This window comes from Arthrobacter stackebrandtii, from assembly GCF_017876675.1.
Taxonomy (GTDB): domain Bacteria; phylum Actinomycetota; class Actinomycetes; order Actinomycetales; family Micrococcaceae; genus Specibacter; species Specibacter stackebrandtii.
Genome location: NZ_JAGIOI010000001.1, coordinates 1,189,225 through 1,203,788 on the forward strand (window position 1 = coordinate 1,189,225; position 14,564 = coordinate 1,203,788).

Consider the following 14,564-nt stretch of genomic DNA (forward strand, 5'->3'; position numbering starts at 1 on the left):
GTAATTGCTATTCAGCGCGGATAGAAGGCATCCAACGCTTTGTATTCGGAAGACTGCAAAGGCAGCACGGTGCCGTGTTTGGTATTTTCCGGGAGACTGAAATACGGCACCCTGCGCCAGTCACCGGCCTCGATATCGGTAGTAGTGTAGGCCTCGTAGCCTTGGGGTGAGCGCGCATATTGGTCCACCCAGAGGTACCATCGGTTCTCATCGTTGTCCCGGAATGCCAATGGCCCTTCAACGTTGGGAGCAATTTCTTGGCCAATATCGTGGGCGACTGTGACAAAGTCATGAGCAAAGAACGCGGAACCTCGTTGATGGAACACATGCAGGCTCCCTGGAGCTGCGTCGTCGTGCTTGGCGAAACGGTGAACGGAGGTGTCCGTCACGAGCACGCTCATGTCAATGACGCCACCGAGCTGCTCCAGATACGTCTCCGCGGGCGTGAAGGCAACAAAGTCCCGGGTTCGCGTCACCATAATTTGGCTGGGCCCGGTCTCTGCCTGCATCTCTGATTCGTGCAGCTGCGGACCACTTGTGGCCAGGCCCGCAGAGAAGAAGACCAGATAATCTCCTGATAACGGATCGTAAACGGCCTTCGGCGCCCAAGCCATCCCTGCTCCTTCCGGAGCGACAGTGATGTATCGCGGCTCAGACCAGCTGATCAAATCGGTGGAATCCCAAATCACCAAATCCCGGCTGCCCTGATGCCTGAATTCCCACCAGTTCGGACCGGCTGGACGCCAGACACGCAGATCTGTCGCGACAATGTGGAACACCCCATTGAGGCCGCGAACGATATTGGGGTCGCGAACGCCGCCTGTTCCACCGCGTGACTCAAGAATCGGCTCACCCTGATTCAAGCGACGCCAGGCAAGAGGGTTGTCTCCCTCGCTCAACGACAGGAATATTTTCTCCATGTGGCCGACGCGATCCTCGACGAAATGCACCAACAGGTAGCCGAAAGGCTCGTTCACTGTCCCTCCCGTAAATCTGAAAAAATGGCGAAGCCGTGATCCCCCGCCGTCAGGGCCCCGTATGTAACTCCCACGAAGCCGCCGTCGTGCTTGGCACAAAGGTGCGAGATGTCCACAGCACCGGACCGTACGGCCACCCCACCATCTGGCTCCCAAACGGCGACCGCGCTGGTGCCGTGCAGTTCAAACGCCAGAACGCCTGACGCCGTTCCCGCCAAGAAATCCGGCGCAGCAAGAGGGGTCCGCAACGTGGTGCGGGCAGATGTTGTCGGAGCGTGCCCATTGAATGACTCAATTTGCACGGCACCGTCACCCACCGTGAGCGTCACGAAAGCCGTGGCGGAGTAACGCAGGCCCAGGCCGGCGCGAACCCCACTGCTGGCATCGACCAGTCGAACCTGCACTCGTGTTGTGAGCCCAGCCAGTCGCTTGGCAACAAAGGCCGGTGTGGATCCGCTGAGGCCTTCCCCGGACTCGATCCGGAACTCATCAGAATCGTCGGTCAACGTGCAGAACTGCGAGGGATGCCGCCGCACAGCGATAACATCTCCGTGCCGGCCAGTGCTTGACGTCGCCGTCTGCTCAGAGTTCACAAAAGTGGCAGAGCTCGAGGGTTGCTGGACTATGAACCCGCCGGGGTTGAGTGGCAACTGCCCCTCGCCCGGCGCGAACACCGGCCACCCGTCTTCCCACGACACGGGGACCAGGAACGTCTCCCGGCCCAGCAGGTCGCAGTGATCCCAGGCCCGGGTGGCCAAACAAACGGCCCACCAGGTACCGTCCGGCGCCTCAACAAGATCGGCGTGGCCAACGTTTGACACGGCTGCCCCACGACCCAGATTTCGATGCGTCAACACCGGGTTTGCCGGGTTTCCAGTGAAGGGGCCGAGGGGAGATGCGGCCCGGGCCACAATAATCGCATGGTAAAAGCCCGTGCCGCCTTCAGCGGCCAATAAGTAGATATACCCCTCGTGGTGGAAGAGATGGGGGCCCTCCGACCAGATTGCCCCGCGCAAGGCCCCGGACCAGATGATGGTCTCCTCGCCTTCCGGTTTAAGCGTTTGGCTGTTCAGCCGCCTCACCCAAACTTCTGTTTGCTGCTCCCATTCAGGCTCGGGAGCCAAGCGGGTGCCATGGGCCCACAGCGTGCCGTCGGGCTCAACCATGATGGAAGGGTCAATGCCGTCCATGTCCCACCAAATCGGATCCGACCATGGCCCTGCCGGGTCAGTGGCGGTGACAACAAAGTTTCCCGATCCATGTTCGCCGCCACCCACCAGCGTGCAAACCAGGAGGAAGCGGGTCCCGTCATGGCGGATCGTTGGCGCAAACAAACCACCGGAATCGCCAACCAGCGAGACATCGATTTGGCCGGTCCGGTCCAGCACATGACCGATCAATTCCCAATTGATCAAGTCCCGGGAGCGGTGAATCGGCAGCCCGGGCAGATACTCAAAGGTGGAATTGACGAGGAAAAACCACGTTCCATCCTCCCCGTCAACACGACACACGGACGGGTCCGGATAGAAACCAGGCAGTACCGGGTTGACACTATCCCAAAGTAAGGCAGTTTGCTGATCAGTCATGTGTGATGAACCTCCGTGTTATCTCAGTAATCAATGGTTGTGCAATGAGCCAGAGAATCCCCATGAAGGCCCAAGCGAGCAGTAGAAGTGCCAGTTCGGAGCCTAAATTGACGGTGCCCACGGCTACCACCAACAGGGCCAAGAAACCAAGGCTCACCCGCCACTGGCTAAACACCTCAACCGCGGCAATCCGCATCGAATCACGGGTCCTGAACGAGAACAGCGAGGCAGCGACCAGCACATGCGCCGACCAGACACCGAGCAGCACCAGGATAACGAAGCCCACCGGCCGTAGTACTGAGGCGAACGGAACGGAGTCAGCGAAGGCAATGTTGACGATCAGCACCGTGTCCGCCGCAACCACGAGGGTCCACCACTTCATGGTGTCTGTGAAGTTCAGCTTGTAGCCACGCCACAGGGCTCGGGCCGGAGAAAGATCCGGTGCTGCGGTCCACGCACGGAGGCCATAAATCGCCGCTGAGAGTGCAGGCCCCACAGGGAGCAGCGCAACGACGAAGAAGCCAATGTTTGCCGAGTTGGCACCCAATAACGTCCACACAACAAGTGTTGGCGCGCACATCAGGGCGAGAAACGCGGCCAGCACGATCAGCCGGTAGGTGGTTGCTGTCATTCGAGACAAAGCGCCCTGCCCAATCTCGGCCGACAATGAATTCGAGCTCATCGCTAACCCCGCTTTGCTGTGTCGGGGTGAACGTGGACCTGGCAGATGGCCAGCAATTCCCGGTCCATGCCAACGACGGTTTCGCGCCCCACCAATGTTCGCCGGAACACGGCGTGCACGTCGCTGCTTGAGCGGGAAACGCGCAGCTCCACCGAGCCCGGCTCCACAATTTGTTGCAAATTGAGCCCAGCGAAGGAGGTCAGGTCCGAGTGCAGCGAGAACTGCACATTCGCACTCTCCCCCGGCTCAAGTACAACCCGCTTGTAAGCCACCAAGCGGATGTCTGGCCGGGTCACCTGCGCCACAGGGTCGTGCAGGTAGACCTGTACGACGTCGGCCATCCTCCTTGCGCTGCCATTGGTGATTTCCACACTCAAGTTCGTATGCTCCCCAATCGGCCATTCTTGGGCGTCACCGTTCGTTTGTCCCCACGTAAGTTCGCCATAGGAAAGGCCGTGCCCGAAAGCAAAAAGTGCCGTGGGGTCCAGATTTGATACGTCGTTGAGCATCCCCAGTGGCGGAGCAAGGTATGTTCCTGGCTGCACGTTGGGTTCCCGCGGAATACTCACGGGAAGGTGCCCGCTGGGGTTGACCGCACCCGTAAGGACTTCGGCGATGGCCTGGCCTCCACGCTGACCGGGGAAAAATGTCTGCACAATGGCCGCACATTTATGCGCCACGTCGCCCAACGCGTAGGGGCGCCCGGCGAGCAGGAGCAGGACCACCGGTGTTCCGGTTTCCAATACTGCTTCCAGCAGAGCCTGCTGCTCGCCCGGCAGGCGTAGATCCGCCGCATCACAACCTTCTCCTGACGTGCCCCGGCCAAATAGGCCGGCCTGGTCACCCAGAACCAGCACAGCAACCTCAGCGCCTGCTGCTGCCTGTGATGCAGCAGCAAACCCGCTCCTACCCTCAGCTTTAACGTCACATCCCTGCACGTAGGAGATCCCACTCCCGTGCTGTTCACGCAGTTCGGACAGCACCGTTCCAATCTCCAACCCAAGTCCACGTTCTGGGTGTTTGACGCCAACATGTGCGGGAAATGAGTAGCAGCCAAGCATGGAATACGGGTCATCGGCCAGAGGACCGATCACTGCGATGCGCGCGGCTGGTTTAAGCGGCAACACCCCATCGTTCGCTACCAAGACCACGGCCTCACGGGCGAGCTCAAGTGCCAGCGACTGAGACCCGGGAGTGTCGAAATCCACGGTCTCCGGCGCAGTGGGCTGGTAATCGGCATCCAGCAATCCCACATCAATCTTCTGGATTAGGACCCGCCGCAGCGCCCGGTTAACGATGTCCTCGGAAATCGAACCGGCACGGACCGCATCGTTCAGCGGTTTCCCGTAGGCGGCAACCGAGGGCAGTTCAACGTCAATCCCGGCTGAGAGCGCCCGGCCGGCTGCTTCGCCGTCTGTTCCTGCGACGCGCTGCAGCGTTCGCAGAAACGCGATGGCAAAGTAGTCGGCCACCACCACACCCTGGAACCCCCACTGCTGACGCAGTACTTCCGTGAGCAGTTCCCGGTCCGCAGCAGCAGGGACGCCGTCAACTTCGGCATAGGAGTTCATGACAGAGCGGGCCCCTCCATGGCGCAGGGCCATTTCAAAGGGCGGGTAGTAAACGTCCGCCATTTCCCGGGGACCTGCTGCCACAGGAGCATGGTTGCGGGCCGCCCGCGATCCGGAATATCCGGCGAAGTGCTTGAGCGTCGCGACAATTCCGGTACTTTCTAGGCCCTGAACATAGGCTGCACCAATGGTCCCGACCAAGTATGGGTCTTCACCGATGGTCTCTTCCACCCGGCCCCAGCGATAGTCACGAACCACGTCCAGCACGGGCGCCAGACCCTGATGCACGCCGACGGAACGCAATGACTGGCCAATTTGCGTAGCTACCCGGGCCACTAGCTCTGGATTGAAACTCGCCCCCCACGACAAGGGGACCGGGTATGCGGTGGCTCCCCACGCGGAGAAGCCCGCAAGACACTCTTCGTGGACTTGGGCTGGTATGCCGAACCTGTTGGCTGCCATGATTTGACGCTGGGCCTTGGCCAGCGACTGAGCCCCTGACAACGGATCAACGGGAACGGTGCCGAAGGGCCGGGTGAGTTGTCCGAGCCCGTCGATAATGACGTCCGCGAACACCGGCGCGTCCTTGCTCATATCACTTTGGTAGGGGGCGACATCGCCACCCCCGTCATCAGCACCAACCCACAAGCCGACCAACTGGCTCGTTTTCTCCTCGAGCGTCATTTCTGCGATCAACGCATCCGCCCGAGCTGCCGATGAAAGCGAAGTGTCCTGCCATGGTTTGGCATGGAGGGATGTCGTCTGGGCGACGGAGCTGTCAATTGTCATTCTTTGCAAACCTTTAACTTGTAGATGGTCCTGGGCAGAGAGCCGAGGAAAGAGCACCGAACAGAGTGCGAATGGTACGTCTAGCCCTTGACGGAGCCAAGCATGATGCCCGAGACAAAATGGCGCTGGACAAATGGGTAGACGCACAGGATCGGAATAACGGTGAGGATCATGGTGACCGATTGGATGTTGGCGGACAGTTCAGTTGCTGTGCTTCCCGCCGCGGCAGCGCCTTCTGTCGCAGCGCTGGACGCACCGGCGAGCAGGTTCCGAAGAAACAAGGTGACGGGGAAGAGTTCACTTTTGTCGAGGTAAAGGAACGCGGCAAACCAGTCGTTCCAGAACGCCACAGAATAGAACAGCACCATCGTGGCGATCACTGCCTTCGACAGGGGCAGGACAATTCGACCGAAGATCCCAAACCAGCTAAGCCCATCGATCTGGGCGGCTTCCTCCAAATCCTTCGGAAGGTTCTCGAAAAACGATTTCATCACCAGCAGGTTGAACACGGAGATTGCACCAGGAATCACCAGCGCCCACATGGTGTTCTTCATGCCCAGAGAAGAGATCAGGACATAGTTTGGAACAATTCCACCATTGAAGAACATGGTGAAAACGGCAAGCCCAATTAAAATCTTTCGTCCACGAAGGTGCTCCTTGGCCAGTACATAGGCGAAACTCGTGGTGAGCACCATGGCGATGATCGTCCCCACCACGGTATAGAGGACTGTGTTGCCGTAGTTGCGCCAGAACATGCCGTTGTTGCCTACTGCTATGTAGGTGTCTATGTTGAAATCGACTGGCCAGAAACTGACCATTCCTGCCTTGATCGCCCCAGGGGAGCTGAAGGACTGCGCCAGCACGGTCACGAAGGGGTACAACATGATCAAGCACAGAATCACCAACAGTGTTGAGTTCACCCACGTGAATATCCTGTAGCCCTTGGACTCCCATGGGCCCCTGGGCTTCCTTGGCTTGTCTGACCGGCGTGTTTTCGCACCTTTAGCCAGGTCTGTTTGAATCACCATAGACTTGCTCCTACCACTCGACGCGAAATAAAGTTCGCGGTCAGAACCATTACCAACCCAATCAACGCTTGAAACAATCCGATTGCAGCGGCATAACTAAGATTGTTTGACACCAGGCCCACGCGGTACAGATATGTCGAAATGACGTCCGCCGTGGAGTAGGTCAAGGGGTTGTAGAGCAACAGGACTTTTTCAAAGCCGACGTTAAGGAAGGTACCGATGTTCAGAATCAGCAGGGTCATCATGGTCGGACGAATGCCTGGCAGGGTGACATGCCAGATCTGGCGCCAGCGATTGGCGCCGTCGATCTCGGCAGCCTCATAGAGTGAAGCATCCACCGTCGTCAATGCCGCCAGGTACAGGATCGTTCCCCAACCCACTGTCTGCCAGACTTCAGAGCCAACGTAGATCGCGCGGAACCATTCGGCACGTTGCAGGAAGGGAATCGCTTCCCCTCCCATCCCCGTGATGATCTGATTCACGGTGCCCTGCAGGGATAGCAGCTGCATGACCATGCCGACGATAATTACGATCGAGAGAAAATGCGGCAAATATGAAATTGACTGCACAATACGTTTGAACGTCTTCTTACGTACCTCGTTAAGAAGGAGCGCAAGCAGGATAGGAAGGGGGAAACAGACGATGAGCGTCAGCCCGCCTAATATTACAGTGTTGGAGAAAACATGCCAGAACACTGGGTCGTTGATGAACATGGAGACATAGCGCATGCCCACCCACTCATCACCGAATATATTGCCGCCCGGGCGAAAACGCCGGAAGGCAATGACGTTTCCAAGCATTGGTGCATAGCGGAAGATGGCAAGGAAAATCAGTGGCAAGATAGCGAGCGCGTAAAGCTGCCAGTCCCGCTGGATGGCTTTGCGCAGCGGCCGCCGTCCCGCGCTCTTTTTCACGCGTCGTGATTGCCCCAGCGGTTCGGTGCCAATCTGGCCCACTGCCCCGCGGCCGGGGAGCCCGCCCGGGGGTGGTGCCGCAGCCGGGTCCGGCTGCTTCGTTTTTATTGTGGTCATTTCTTTGCTCCATCAGTTCGACCGTTTATCGGTTCGAGGCGCCGTGGGGCGCCTCGAACCAGCGAAAATTGCAACGGACTACGCTTTGGCCGCAAAACGCTCGCGGGCGTTGTTCATCAGGTCAACATATCCGGCAAGCCCTTGACCTTCGAGCTCCTTGACGAACGCGCCCCATTCGCTGAGGTCACGTTGTCCGAGGATGAACTTCAAAGTGTTGGTGTCGACAGTGTCCTTCAGCGGAGTAGCCGTCAATGATGCCTGCTCGAGTTCACCTTCTTCCAATGGAGCCGGCGGGGTAGGGGCAAGTGGCGTTCTGGTTGAAAGAACGGCATCGATATATTCAACGTCTTCTGGTGTGCTGTATGACTCCTTCAGCTTTCGACTCTCCGTCGATTCCGAGGGGAAGGTCGCAAAGCCGAGATCAACTTCAAGGTCGGTCTTCCCGTCCGGGTTCAGGTTGCGAGCGTCAAGGGAGAACTCTTTGTTCAGCGTGATTGTTCCGGCTGCGTCCTTGGTGTAGTGCTTGCCCTCAACTCCCCAGCGCAACAATTCACGCGCCTCCGGGTTGTAGTAGAACCAGTCAAGGAACTGCAGGAGGGCCAGGAAGTTCGGCTCGTCTTTCGCCTTGGAACTGATCATGAAACCATGCCAGAAGTTACGAGGCTCCACTATGTTGCCTGCAGGGCCACTCGGAGGCGGAACGAGGCCTACCTTGTAGGCACCGGCACCCAAGGTCTTATCGAGCGCGATCGAGTACTCAATCGCGGTATTAGTGGAACCGGACGCGGCGAAGATCTTACTATTGGCGAACTTCTCGGAAACTGTCGCGTTTCCGCCGCCCGCGTCGGCCGCCGTCATGGACTCAACATCAAGCAAGCCGTCTTCCACCAGTCCGTGGAAGTAGGTGACCATCTCTTTGTATTCGTCAGAAGTTGCAGCGTACTTGAACTTACCTGCGCTTTCGTCCCACATCATGCCGTTGCCGAAGCCCCAGCCTGCCTGCGTCCCGAACGCACGAGCCGCGTAATTCAGCAGCGACTGACCCTCAAAGCCGTCGGCCAGCGGGTACGAATCGGGGTATTTCTCCTTGATCTTGAGCATTGCGGTGCGCAATTCATCCCAAGTATCGGGGATTCCTCCGCCAACTTCCTCAAACACGTCTTTACGAAGCACCACAGAGAACACAGGTACTGATACTTCCTGCAGGCCCGGCATCATGTAGTATTTGCCGTCGGACTGACGCAGGTTTTCAACCATGGCCTCCAGATCCCATTCCGTCGCATACTTCTTGAAGTTAGGCATCATGTCCGAGTAATCACTCAGCGGCAGGACAGCACCGGAGGACACAAATGCTTCCTCTTCGCCTGTGTAAATGAGCGGAATGATGGAGGGGGCGTCACCGGCGCTGATGAGCAGACTCCGCTTTTCCTTGGCGTCGCTGAAGGGGATGTGTGTCAGGTCAAGGGTGACGTTGGTGCGCGACTTGATTTCCTTGAAAATCTCCCAGGAATCCTTCACCGGGGTGTCGGGCCAATCAGTCCAGAGCAAACCAAGGTTCAGTGCTTCGGTGCTCTTGAACTGCGTGTCCGCAGCAAAGTTCTCCATCGCACCGAAATTCTGGGTCGTGATATCAACTTCGGCTTTAGGTTTGCTGCTGCAACCTACCATCGCAAACAATCCTGTCGCGGCAATGCCCGTGATGAACGCGCGCCGACTGACGGGCGGTGTCTTGAACGTGAAAGGTGTCATTTTTCTCTTCCTCGAGTATTGATTGAGCTATCCTGCATCTAGTCCGATAGTTTCGATATATTTCCGATACTTTTGAAGAGTAATTCAGGTCACACTCTATGTCAATGGCTTCTCACGAATGCACAGGCGCAAGAAGACACCGCAAGGCGGAAGCGAGATATCACCCGCCACCACGCAGGGGATGCAAAGCGATTTACCATGACGCGTCGGTACTGGTTCCACCGTCGTTTATTGAGTGGTTGCCACAGACCCCTTGGACGTAGTCCATCCACTGGTGCTGCGTTGCCAAGTTGCCCCGACAGTCAAAGACTGCGGCGCTCAAAGTCCTGCCTTACGGCTCCAGACGCGTGCCCAGCAGCTCCACACCGGGTCCCCGGAGGTCGTCGAGGTAGGCGGCGCGGCCGGCCATCGCCATGACCAAGTTCAGAGTTGGGCCGGTGACGAGCGGGCCGTCTCCGTATATGAAAGGGCCGTCAATGGCTTTCAGGCGCAACCCGGCAACGTTGTTCTTGCTGGGTACGGCAAAATTGCGACTGGCGAAGAATTCAGCAACTGGGGTCAGTGCTTCAACGGTAGGCTCCGTGCTGAGCCCCAGCGGCTGGCGGATGTCCTGGGCATGGACCACAACCTCGCCGAGATACGCCGGAATGTCCGACGTCGGAGCAACAGTGCTGCTCACAACTCGCCGAAAGTTTTCCAGAGTTTGGCTCGGCGTGGTCCCCTTGTGTTCGTTGAGGCGGCGCAGGTTGTGCATGTCAGGGCGGAATCGGGCGCCCGCCATGCTGCGGATCCAACGCCACTGGCCAATGCTTGCCGCGGCGGTCAGGTGAGCCACAACCTGTTCCACGTTCCATTGTCCACACAGTGTTTCATGCTGCCATTGCTCCGATGACAAGCTTGCTAGGTCATCTGCGAGCGCCGCACGTTCAGCATGCACCAGGGCCCACAAATTGTTGTGTTGGTTCTTCGCCATGTGGTTACTTCCCCTATTTCCGTTTACGTGGCTCTAATCCTATGGGGCTGTCCTTAAAGCAGTCTGCTGGTGCGGTTGGCCCCGTTCGTTGAGTCAACCGCACCAGCAAGTCTTGTGTTCATCCCCCACGGAAGGAGGTTTACGGCGCTGAATCCACCACCGAAGTGCGGATGGTGGTCCAGCCAATGGTGGTTCCTGCCGGGATGGATCCCCGATCGGTCAGGGCCACTTCCCGTTCCCCGATCAACTGCCCCGTGGCCGGATCAATGATGATGTCCTGGCGAAATTGGGAAACGTCTTCCACCCTGCCGATGGCGACGCCGGTTTGACCGTCTAGGGTGGCTTGACTCTCCGTGACAGTTACACCCGGAATCATTGCAGCGGCCTTGTAGAGTGCGGCTCGCAGGTCAGCCGGAACAAGTCCCGTTCGCAGAAAATCTGCAATGAAGACGAGGGCCTCCCCGTCCACCGACTGGCCCTTCCCCGCGGTTTTCAGGTAGATGCTGTTCAGCAGCATGCGCGGGTCCCGGGAGTAGGCGGCTAGTTCTTTTTCGTCTGGAAAAGAGCTTACTGAGTCATAAAACGCCCCCCGGTTGCCTCGGAGAAGTTCGGAGGTGTCCCCCATTTCTTCCTTTTGACTCATCGCGACTTCCTTGGCTTCCTCGCTGAAGAACGTGGTGGGGATTCGTCCTGATCGTTCCCAGACCCACTCTTGGTCACGGTCGGCAGGAACATACATGGACATCTTTTCCGTGTCCAGCCAATCCACCTCACCATGAGCACCAACGCCGTCTGGTGGATAGTGCGCACTGGAACGCGTCAGCCAAAGGTTGGTGCTGTCAATCTTCAGGTACTGGCCGGGCCCCACGACGGGATCGCTGGTCTTGATGGCCATCTCGGCGGCCTGGTTGAGTACCTCAGCGGCCTCAGCAGTGGAGGCTCCGCGCCAGCCGGCGAGCCCCACCACATTGGTAGCCACCAGCGCTGTTGCCAAACCCAGCGTGGCAACAGAAGCCAACGAGATCCGCAGAGCCTTGGTCCGGCGTCGTACCTTACCCTTGGCGCGCGGATCAATCCGCTGCAGCAATTGCTGCCGACCGCCGTCGAACACGGCGTCCTTCACGATGGGGGTATCTTTGCGCATGTCACGCAGTAGCTGGAGCTCGTCCATGATCTGCCTCCTCAGTGTTGTTCAGAAAAGCTCCGGCAGCCTCTTTGAGTTTGCGCCGGGCCCGGTTGAGTCGTGACCTCACAGTGCCGACAGGGACGTTGGTTGCCTCGGCGATGCCTTCATAGTTCAGGTCCGCCCAGGCGTAGAGCAGGATGCACTCCCGGTCCGCCGCGGATAGTTTCCGCAGCGCTGCCGCCAGGGCCGAGGTGGCCGCCGCCGCATCAAGCTGCTCGGCGATCCGCTCCGTGCTGTCCGCATAGGCGTCACGACCGGATGACTTGGCCATGATTTTCAGCATTTTCGCCTCGGTCCGATGGTGCTTGCGCAGCAGGTTGGTGGCGATGCCAAAGAGCCAGGGCCGGGCGTCCTCCCAGGCATGGTCGAAGGATTCCCGCCGCTCAAAGGCGATGAGGAACGTCTCTGCCATGACATCTTCCGCGGCAGATTCGCCTGCCCGGCGGCCTGCATAGCGATAGATCATGCGGGCGTATTTGTCGTAGAGCGCGGTGAAGGCGTGGGGGCTCTCACCGGATCTGCGGATCAATTCACTGTCTGTAGTCACGCCATGTATTGCACGGTGGGTCGAAAAGAGTTCACGGGTGCCGCCGTCGTGCTTGTTGTTGCTGTCCGCCAGCGGGTCCTCCAATGATCCTTTTCACCCTAGCAAGCGCTGTGGTCCGGGCTGACCGGAAGCCTCGGTACCCTTGAAAGGTGATGAAATCTCCTCTTCCCGTGCGCAATGGCGTCAATGCCACCCGCATGAGAATGCCCGAAGAAGGCCCCTGGGCTACTGCCATGGAATACGTGCTGGACAAGTTCAACCACGTTGACCCGGTGGGCATTGTGGACCGTTTTGAACGCGGCGAGGTCAAGGCGCTGGGCGGGGAAATCGTCACTCCAACCACACCCCTGAGCGAGCACCTGTTCATTTGGTACTACCGCGAACTGCCGGTGGAAAAGCGCCTGCCGGTGGAGTTGTCTGTGTTGCACCAGGATGAGCATCTGGTGGTGGTGGACAAGCCGCACTTTTTGCCGACGACGCCGGGCGGCATGTATGTGCAGGAGTCGGCGCTGGTGCGCCTGCGCGTGCTGCTGGACCTGCCGGACCTGGTGCCGATCCACCGCCTGGACCGCATGACGGCAGGCGTGCTGCTGTTCTCCGCGAACCCGGAGACCCGCGGCAAATACCAGATGCTGTTTGAGAAGCGCCGGATCGAAAAGACGTACCGGGCCGTGGCCCCCGTCCGTGACGAGCTGGAGTTTCCACTGGTGGTGCGCAGCCGCATGATCAAGTCGCGCACCTACCTGCTGGCGCAGGAAATTGCGGGCGAGCCCAATGCGGAAACCCGGATCGAGCTGATGGACACCCGGGTTTCTGCCTCCGGCGCCACGCTGGGGCTCTACGACCTCCAGCCCCACACGGGCAAGACCCACCAGTTGCGGGTCCATCTGGCGTCGCAGGGAATTGGGATCCTCAATGACCTGTTCTACCCGGTGCTCCACGAGCAGGCGCCGGACGACTACACGAAGCCACTGCAGCTCTTGGCACACAGCATTTCCTTCCAGGACCCGTTGACGCGCGAGCCCGTGAAGTACTTCTCGCAACTGGAGCTCGCGGCGTTTCCGGACCACAACTAGCCCTCGGGTCTTGCCCCTATGTGATGCGGCGTTGGTGAAAACACACCCCTATGTGATGTGGCGTTGGGGAAAACACACCCCTATGTGATGCGGCGTCGCAGGCGCGGGACTAGAGGGTGAGCCACTTCCCGGCGGAGCGGCGGAAGGTGCGCAGCGCACCCGTGGTGGCCACGGTGTTCACACCATGGGCCAGCGAAACCGCAGCGTTGCGCGCAAGCTGGTTCTCGGCGTCGTACTCGCTGGCCTCCACCATGAAACGGACGGTGATCCGGGGAGTCCCGGCCACAATGTCGAGCTGGTTGGCCTCGACCACATGGGCGGCGCCGACGGCGGCGACGGCCATGTCCATGACCTCTTCGGGGGCGTGGCCGGGACGCAGGCCGGTGATCTGGATGGTGGCACGGAAGGAAGGCATTGTTCCAGCCTATTGCGTGCGGGCGCCATCCTTTCCACTGGCGGGGCGGATCAAGCAGTCGTAGGCTCGAGACGGCGGCAAAACAGCGTTGAGGAGCAGCCATGAGCGAAAGAAACCAATACCCGGCCGGGGTCCCGTGCTGGGTGGAGACGTTCCAGCCAGACGTGGATGCGGCCGTGAAGTTCTACTGTGACGTGTTTGGCTGGGAATCAGTTGGGCCCGGACCGTTGGGCGACGGCGGCCGATACTATGTGGCGCGGCTGCGGGGCCTGGACGTGGCCGGCATTGGCTCGCAGCCTTCCCCGGATGTACCGACGTCGTGGCTCACATCAATTGCGGTTGCGAACGTGGACGACGCCGTTGCCTCCGCCGTGGAGGCCGGCGGCTCCGTTGTCATGGGCCCCTTGGACGCCGCCCCGGCCGGTCGGTCCGCCGTGGTTGCCGATCCGCTGGGCGCCGTGCACGGACTGTGGGACCGCGGCACCCGAGCCGGCGCACGCCTGGTCAACGAACCCGGCGCCTGGGCCATGAGCCAACTGCGCACACCGAATCCCGCCGGTGCTGCAGACTTCTATGCGGCCGCCCACGGCTGGACCACCGAAACGTTCGGTGAGGGCGACGGCGCAGCCACCATGTTCCGGCTCCCCGGCTACGTGGGCGGCCTGCCGGAACAGCCGGTGTCCCGGGAAGTCGTGGCCACCATGGTGCACGGCCGCGGGCCGGCGCAGTGGAGCCCCAACTTCTGGGTCCCGGACGCCGATTCCGTGGAAAAGCTGACGGCGGAGCGCGGCGGGCGGACCGTGGTTCCGGCCTTCAGAACGCCAGCCGGCACCACGGTGGTCCTGCTGGATCCGCAGGGCGCCCTGTTTTCCGTGACAGAGGTGCGCCGCAAGGGTTGATCGGCGCTGCCGTCACACAAAAATGATCCCAATCCCGCTTTCTGACACCGGGATC

At 59.7% G+C, this 14,564-nt stretch carries 13 protein-coding genes; 2 read left to right on the forward strand and 11 right to left on the reverse strand.

The window, feature by feature from the left end; genetic code table 11:
* Positions 1-11: 11 nt before the first annotated feature.
* The 10 genes from JOF48_RS04840 to JOF48_RS04885 form a co-directional block, all read right to left on the reverse strand.
* Positions 12-977, reverse strand: coding sequence for a glycoside hydrolase family 43 protein (locus JOF48_RS04840; RefSeq protein ID WP_209677825.1), 966 nt, complete (start codon positions 975-977; stop codon positions 12-14).
* On the reverse strand, positions 974-2,563 hold the full coding sequence (locus JOF48_RS04845) for a glycoside hydrolase family 43 protein (RefSeq protein ID WP_209677827.1): 1,590 nt from the start codon (positions 2,561-2,563) through the stop codon (positions 974-976). The genes JOF48_RS04840 and JOF48_RS04845 overlap by 4 nt, the downstream gene beginning before the upstream one ends.
* Positions 2,556-3,194 carry a YesL family protein gene (locus JOF48_RS04850; protein ID WP_209677830.1) on the reverse strand — a complete coding sequence of 213 codons (639 nt, stop codon included), beginning with the start codon at positions 3,192-3,194 and terminating at the stop codon, positions 2,556-2,558. The genes JOF48_RS04845 and JOF48_RS04850 overlap by 8 nt, the downstream gene beginning before the upstream one ends.
* Positions 3,195-3,247: 53 nt before the next feature.
* Complete coding sequence (locus JOF48_RS04855) at positions 3,248-5,605, reverse strand: beta-xylosidase/alpha-l-arabinosidase (RefSeq protein ID WP_209677833.1); 2,358 nt, start codon at positions 5,603-5,605, stop codon at positions 3,248-3,250.
* 80 nt (positions 5,606-5,685) lie between these two features.
* Positions 5,686-6,633: a carbohydrate ABC transporter permease gene (locus JOF48_RS04860; RefSeq protein ID WP_209677835.1), complete on the reverse strand. Its 948-nt coding sequence runs from the start codon at positions 6,631-6,633 to the stop codon at positions 5,686-5,688.
* Positions 6,627-7,664: an ABC transporter permease gene (locus JOF48_RS04865; protein WP_209677838.1), complete on the reverse strand. Its 1,038-nt coding sequence runs from the start codon at positions 7,662-7,664 to the stop codon at positions 6,627-6,629. Before JOF48_RS04865 ends, JOF48_RS04860 begins: the two co-directional genes overlap by 7 nt.
* A 78-nt stretch (positions 7,665-7,742) precedes the next feature.
* Positions 7,743-9,413, reverse strand: a complete 1,671-nt coding sequence (locus JOF48_RS04870) for an ABC transporter substrate-binding protein (protein ID WP_209677840.1) — start codon at positions 9,411-9,413, stop codon at positions 7,743-7,745.
* A gap of 331 nt (positions 9,414-9,744) precedes the next feature.
* Positions 9,745-10,386 carry a maleylpyruvate isomerase family mycothiol-dependent enzyme gene (locus tag JOF48_RS04875; RefSeq protein WP_209677842.1) on the reverse strand — a complete coding sequence of 214 codons (642 nt, stop codon included), beginning with the start codon at positions 10,384-10,386 and terminating at the stop codon, positions 9,745-9,747.
* A 139-nt stretch (positions 10,387-10,525) separates the two neighbouring features.
* Entirely contained in the window at positions 10,526-11,557 is a 1,032-nt protein-coding gene (locus JOF48_RS04880) for a CU044_5270 family protein (protein ID WP_209677844.1), read from the reverse strand.
* Positions 11,532-12,119: an RNA polymerase sigma factor gene (locus JOF48_RS04885; RefSeq protein WP_342591159.1), complete on the reverse strand. Its 588-nt coding sequence runs from the start codon at positions 12,117-12,119 to the stop codon at positions 11,532-11,534. Before JOF48_RS04885 ends, JOF48_RS04880 begins: the two co-directional genes overlap by 26 nt.
* Before the next feature lie 152 nt (positions 12,120-12,271).
* On the opposite strand from JOF48_RS04885, the gene JOF48_RS04890 reads away from it, so the two are divergent.
* Positions 12,272-13,195, forward strand: a complete 924-nt coding sequence (locus JOF48_RS04890; protein ID WP_209684161.1) for a pseudouridine synthase — start codon at positions 12,272-12,274, stop codon at positions 13,193-13,195.
* A 109-nt stretch (positions 13,196-13,304) separates the two neighbouring features.
* Here JOF48_RS04890 and JOF48_RS04895 read toward each other — a convergent pair whose 3' ends face one another.
* A complete protein-coding gene (locus JOF48_RS04895) occupies positions 13,305-13,610 on the reverse strand; it encodes a hypothetical protein (protein ID WP_209677846.1) in 306 nt (101 codons plus the stop codon).
* A gap of 101 nt (positions 13,611-13,711) precedes the next feature.
* Here JOF48_RS04895 and JOF48_RS04900 point away from each other — a divergent pair, with 101 nt between their 5' ends.
* Positions 13,712-14,509 (forward strand): VOC family protein, encoded by a 798-nt coding sequence (locus tag JOF48_RS04900; RefSeq protein WP_209677848.1) that lies wholly within the window; start codon positions 13,712-13,714, stop codon positions 14,507-14,509.
* Positions 14,510-14,564: the final 55 nt, after the last annotated feature.

Coding starts and splice junctions, on each gene's coding strand:
- JOF48_RS04845 (WP_209677827.1), bottom strand. CDS start 2,563: ATGACTGATCAGCAAACTGCCTTACTTTGGGATAGTGTCAACCCGGTA.
- JOF48_RS04850 (WP_209677830.1), bottom strand. CDS start 3,194: ATGACAGCAACCACCTACCGGCTGATCGTGCTGGCCGCGTTTCTCGCC.
- JOF48_RS04855 (WP_209677833.1), bottom strand. CDS start 5,605: ATGACAATTGACAGCTCCGTCGCCCAGACGACATCCCTCCATGCCAAA.
- JOF48_RS04860 (WP_209677835.1), bottom strand. CDS start 6,633: ATGGTGATTCAAACAGACCTGGCTAAAGGTGCGAAAACACGCCGGTCA.
- JOF48_RS04865 (WP_209677838.1), bottom strand. CDS start 7,664: ATGACCACAATAAAAACGAAGCAGCCGGACCCGGCTGCGGCACCACCC.
- JOF48_RS04870 (WP_209677840.1), bottom strand. CDS start 9,413: ATGACACCTTTCACGTTCAAGACACCGCCCGTCAGTCGGCGCGCGTTC.
- JOF48_RS04875 (WP_209677842.1), bottom strand. CDS start 10,386: ATGGCGAAGAACCAACACAACAATTTGTGGGCCCTGGTGCATGCTGAA.
- JOF48_RS04880 (WP_209677844.1), bottom strand. CDS start 11,557: ATGGACGAGCTCCAGCTACTGCGTGACATGCGCAAAGATACCCCCATC.
- JOF48_RS04890 (WP_209684161.1), top strand. CDS start 12,272: ATGAAATCTCCTCTTCCCGTGCGCAATGGCGTCAATGCCACCCGCATG.
- JOF48_RS04895 (WP_209677846.1), bottom strand. CDS start 13,610: ATGCCTTCCTTCCGTGCCACCATCCAGATCACCGGCCTGCGTCCCGGC.
- JOF48_RS04900 (WP_209677848.1), top strand. CDS start 13,712: ATGAGCGAAAGAAACCAATACCCGGCCGGGGTCCCGTGCTGGGTGGAG.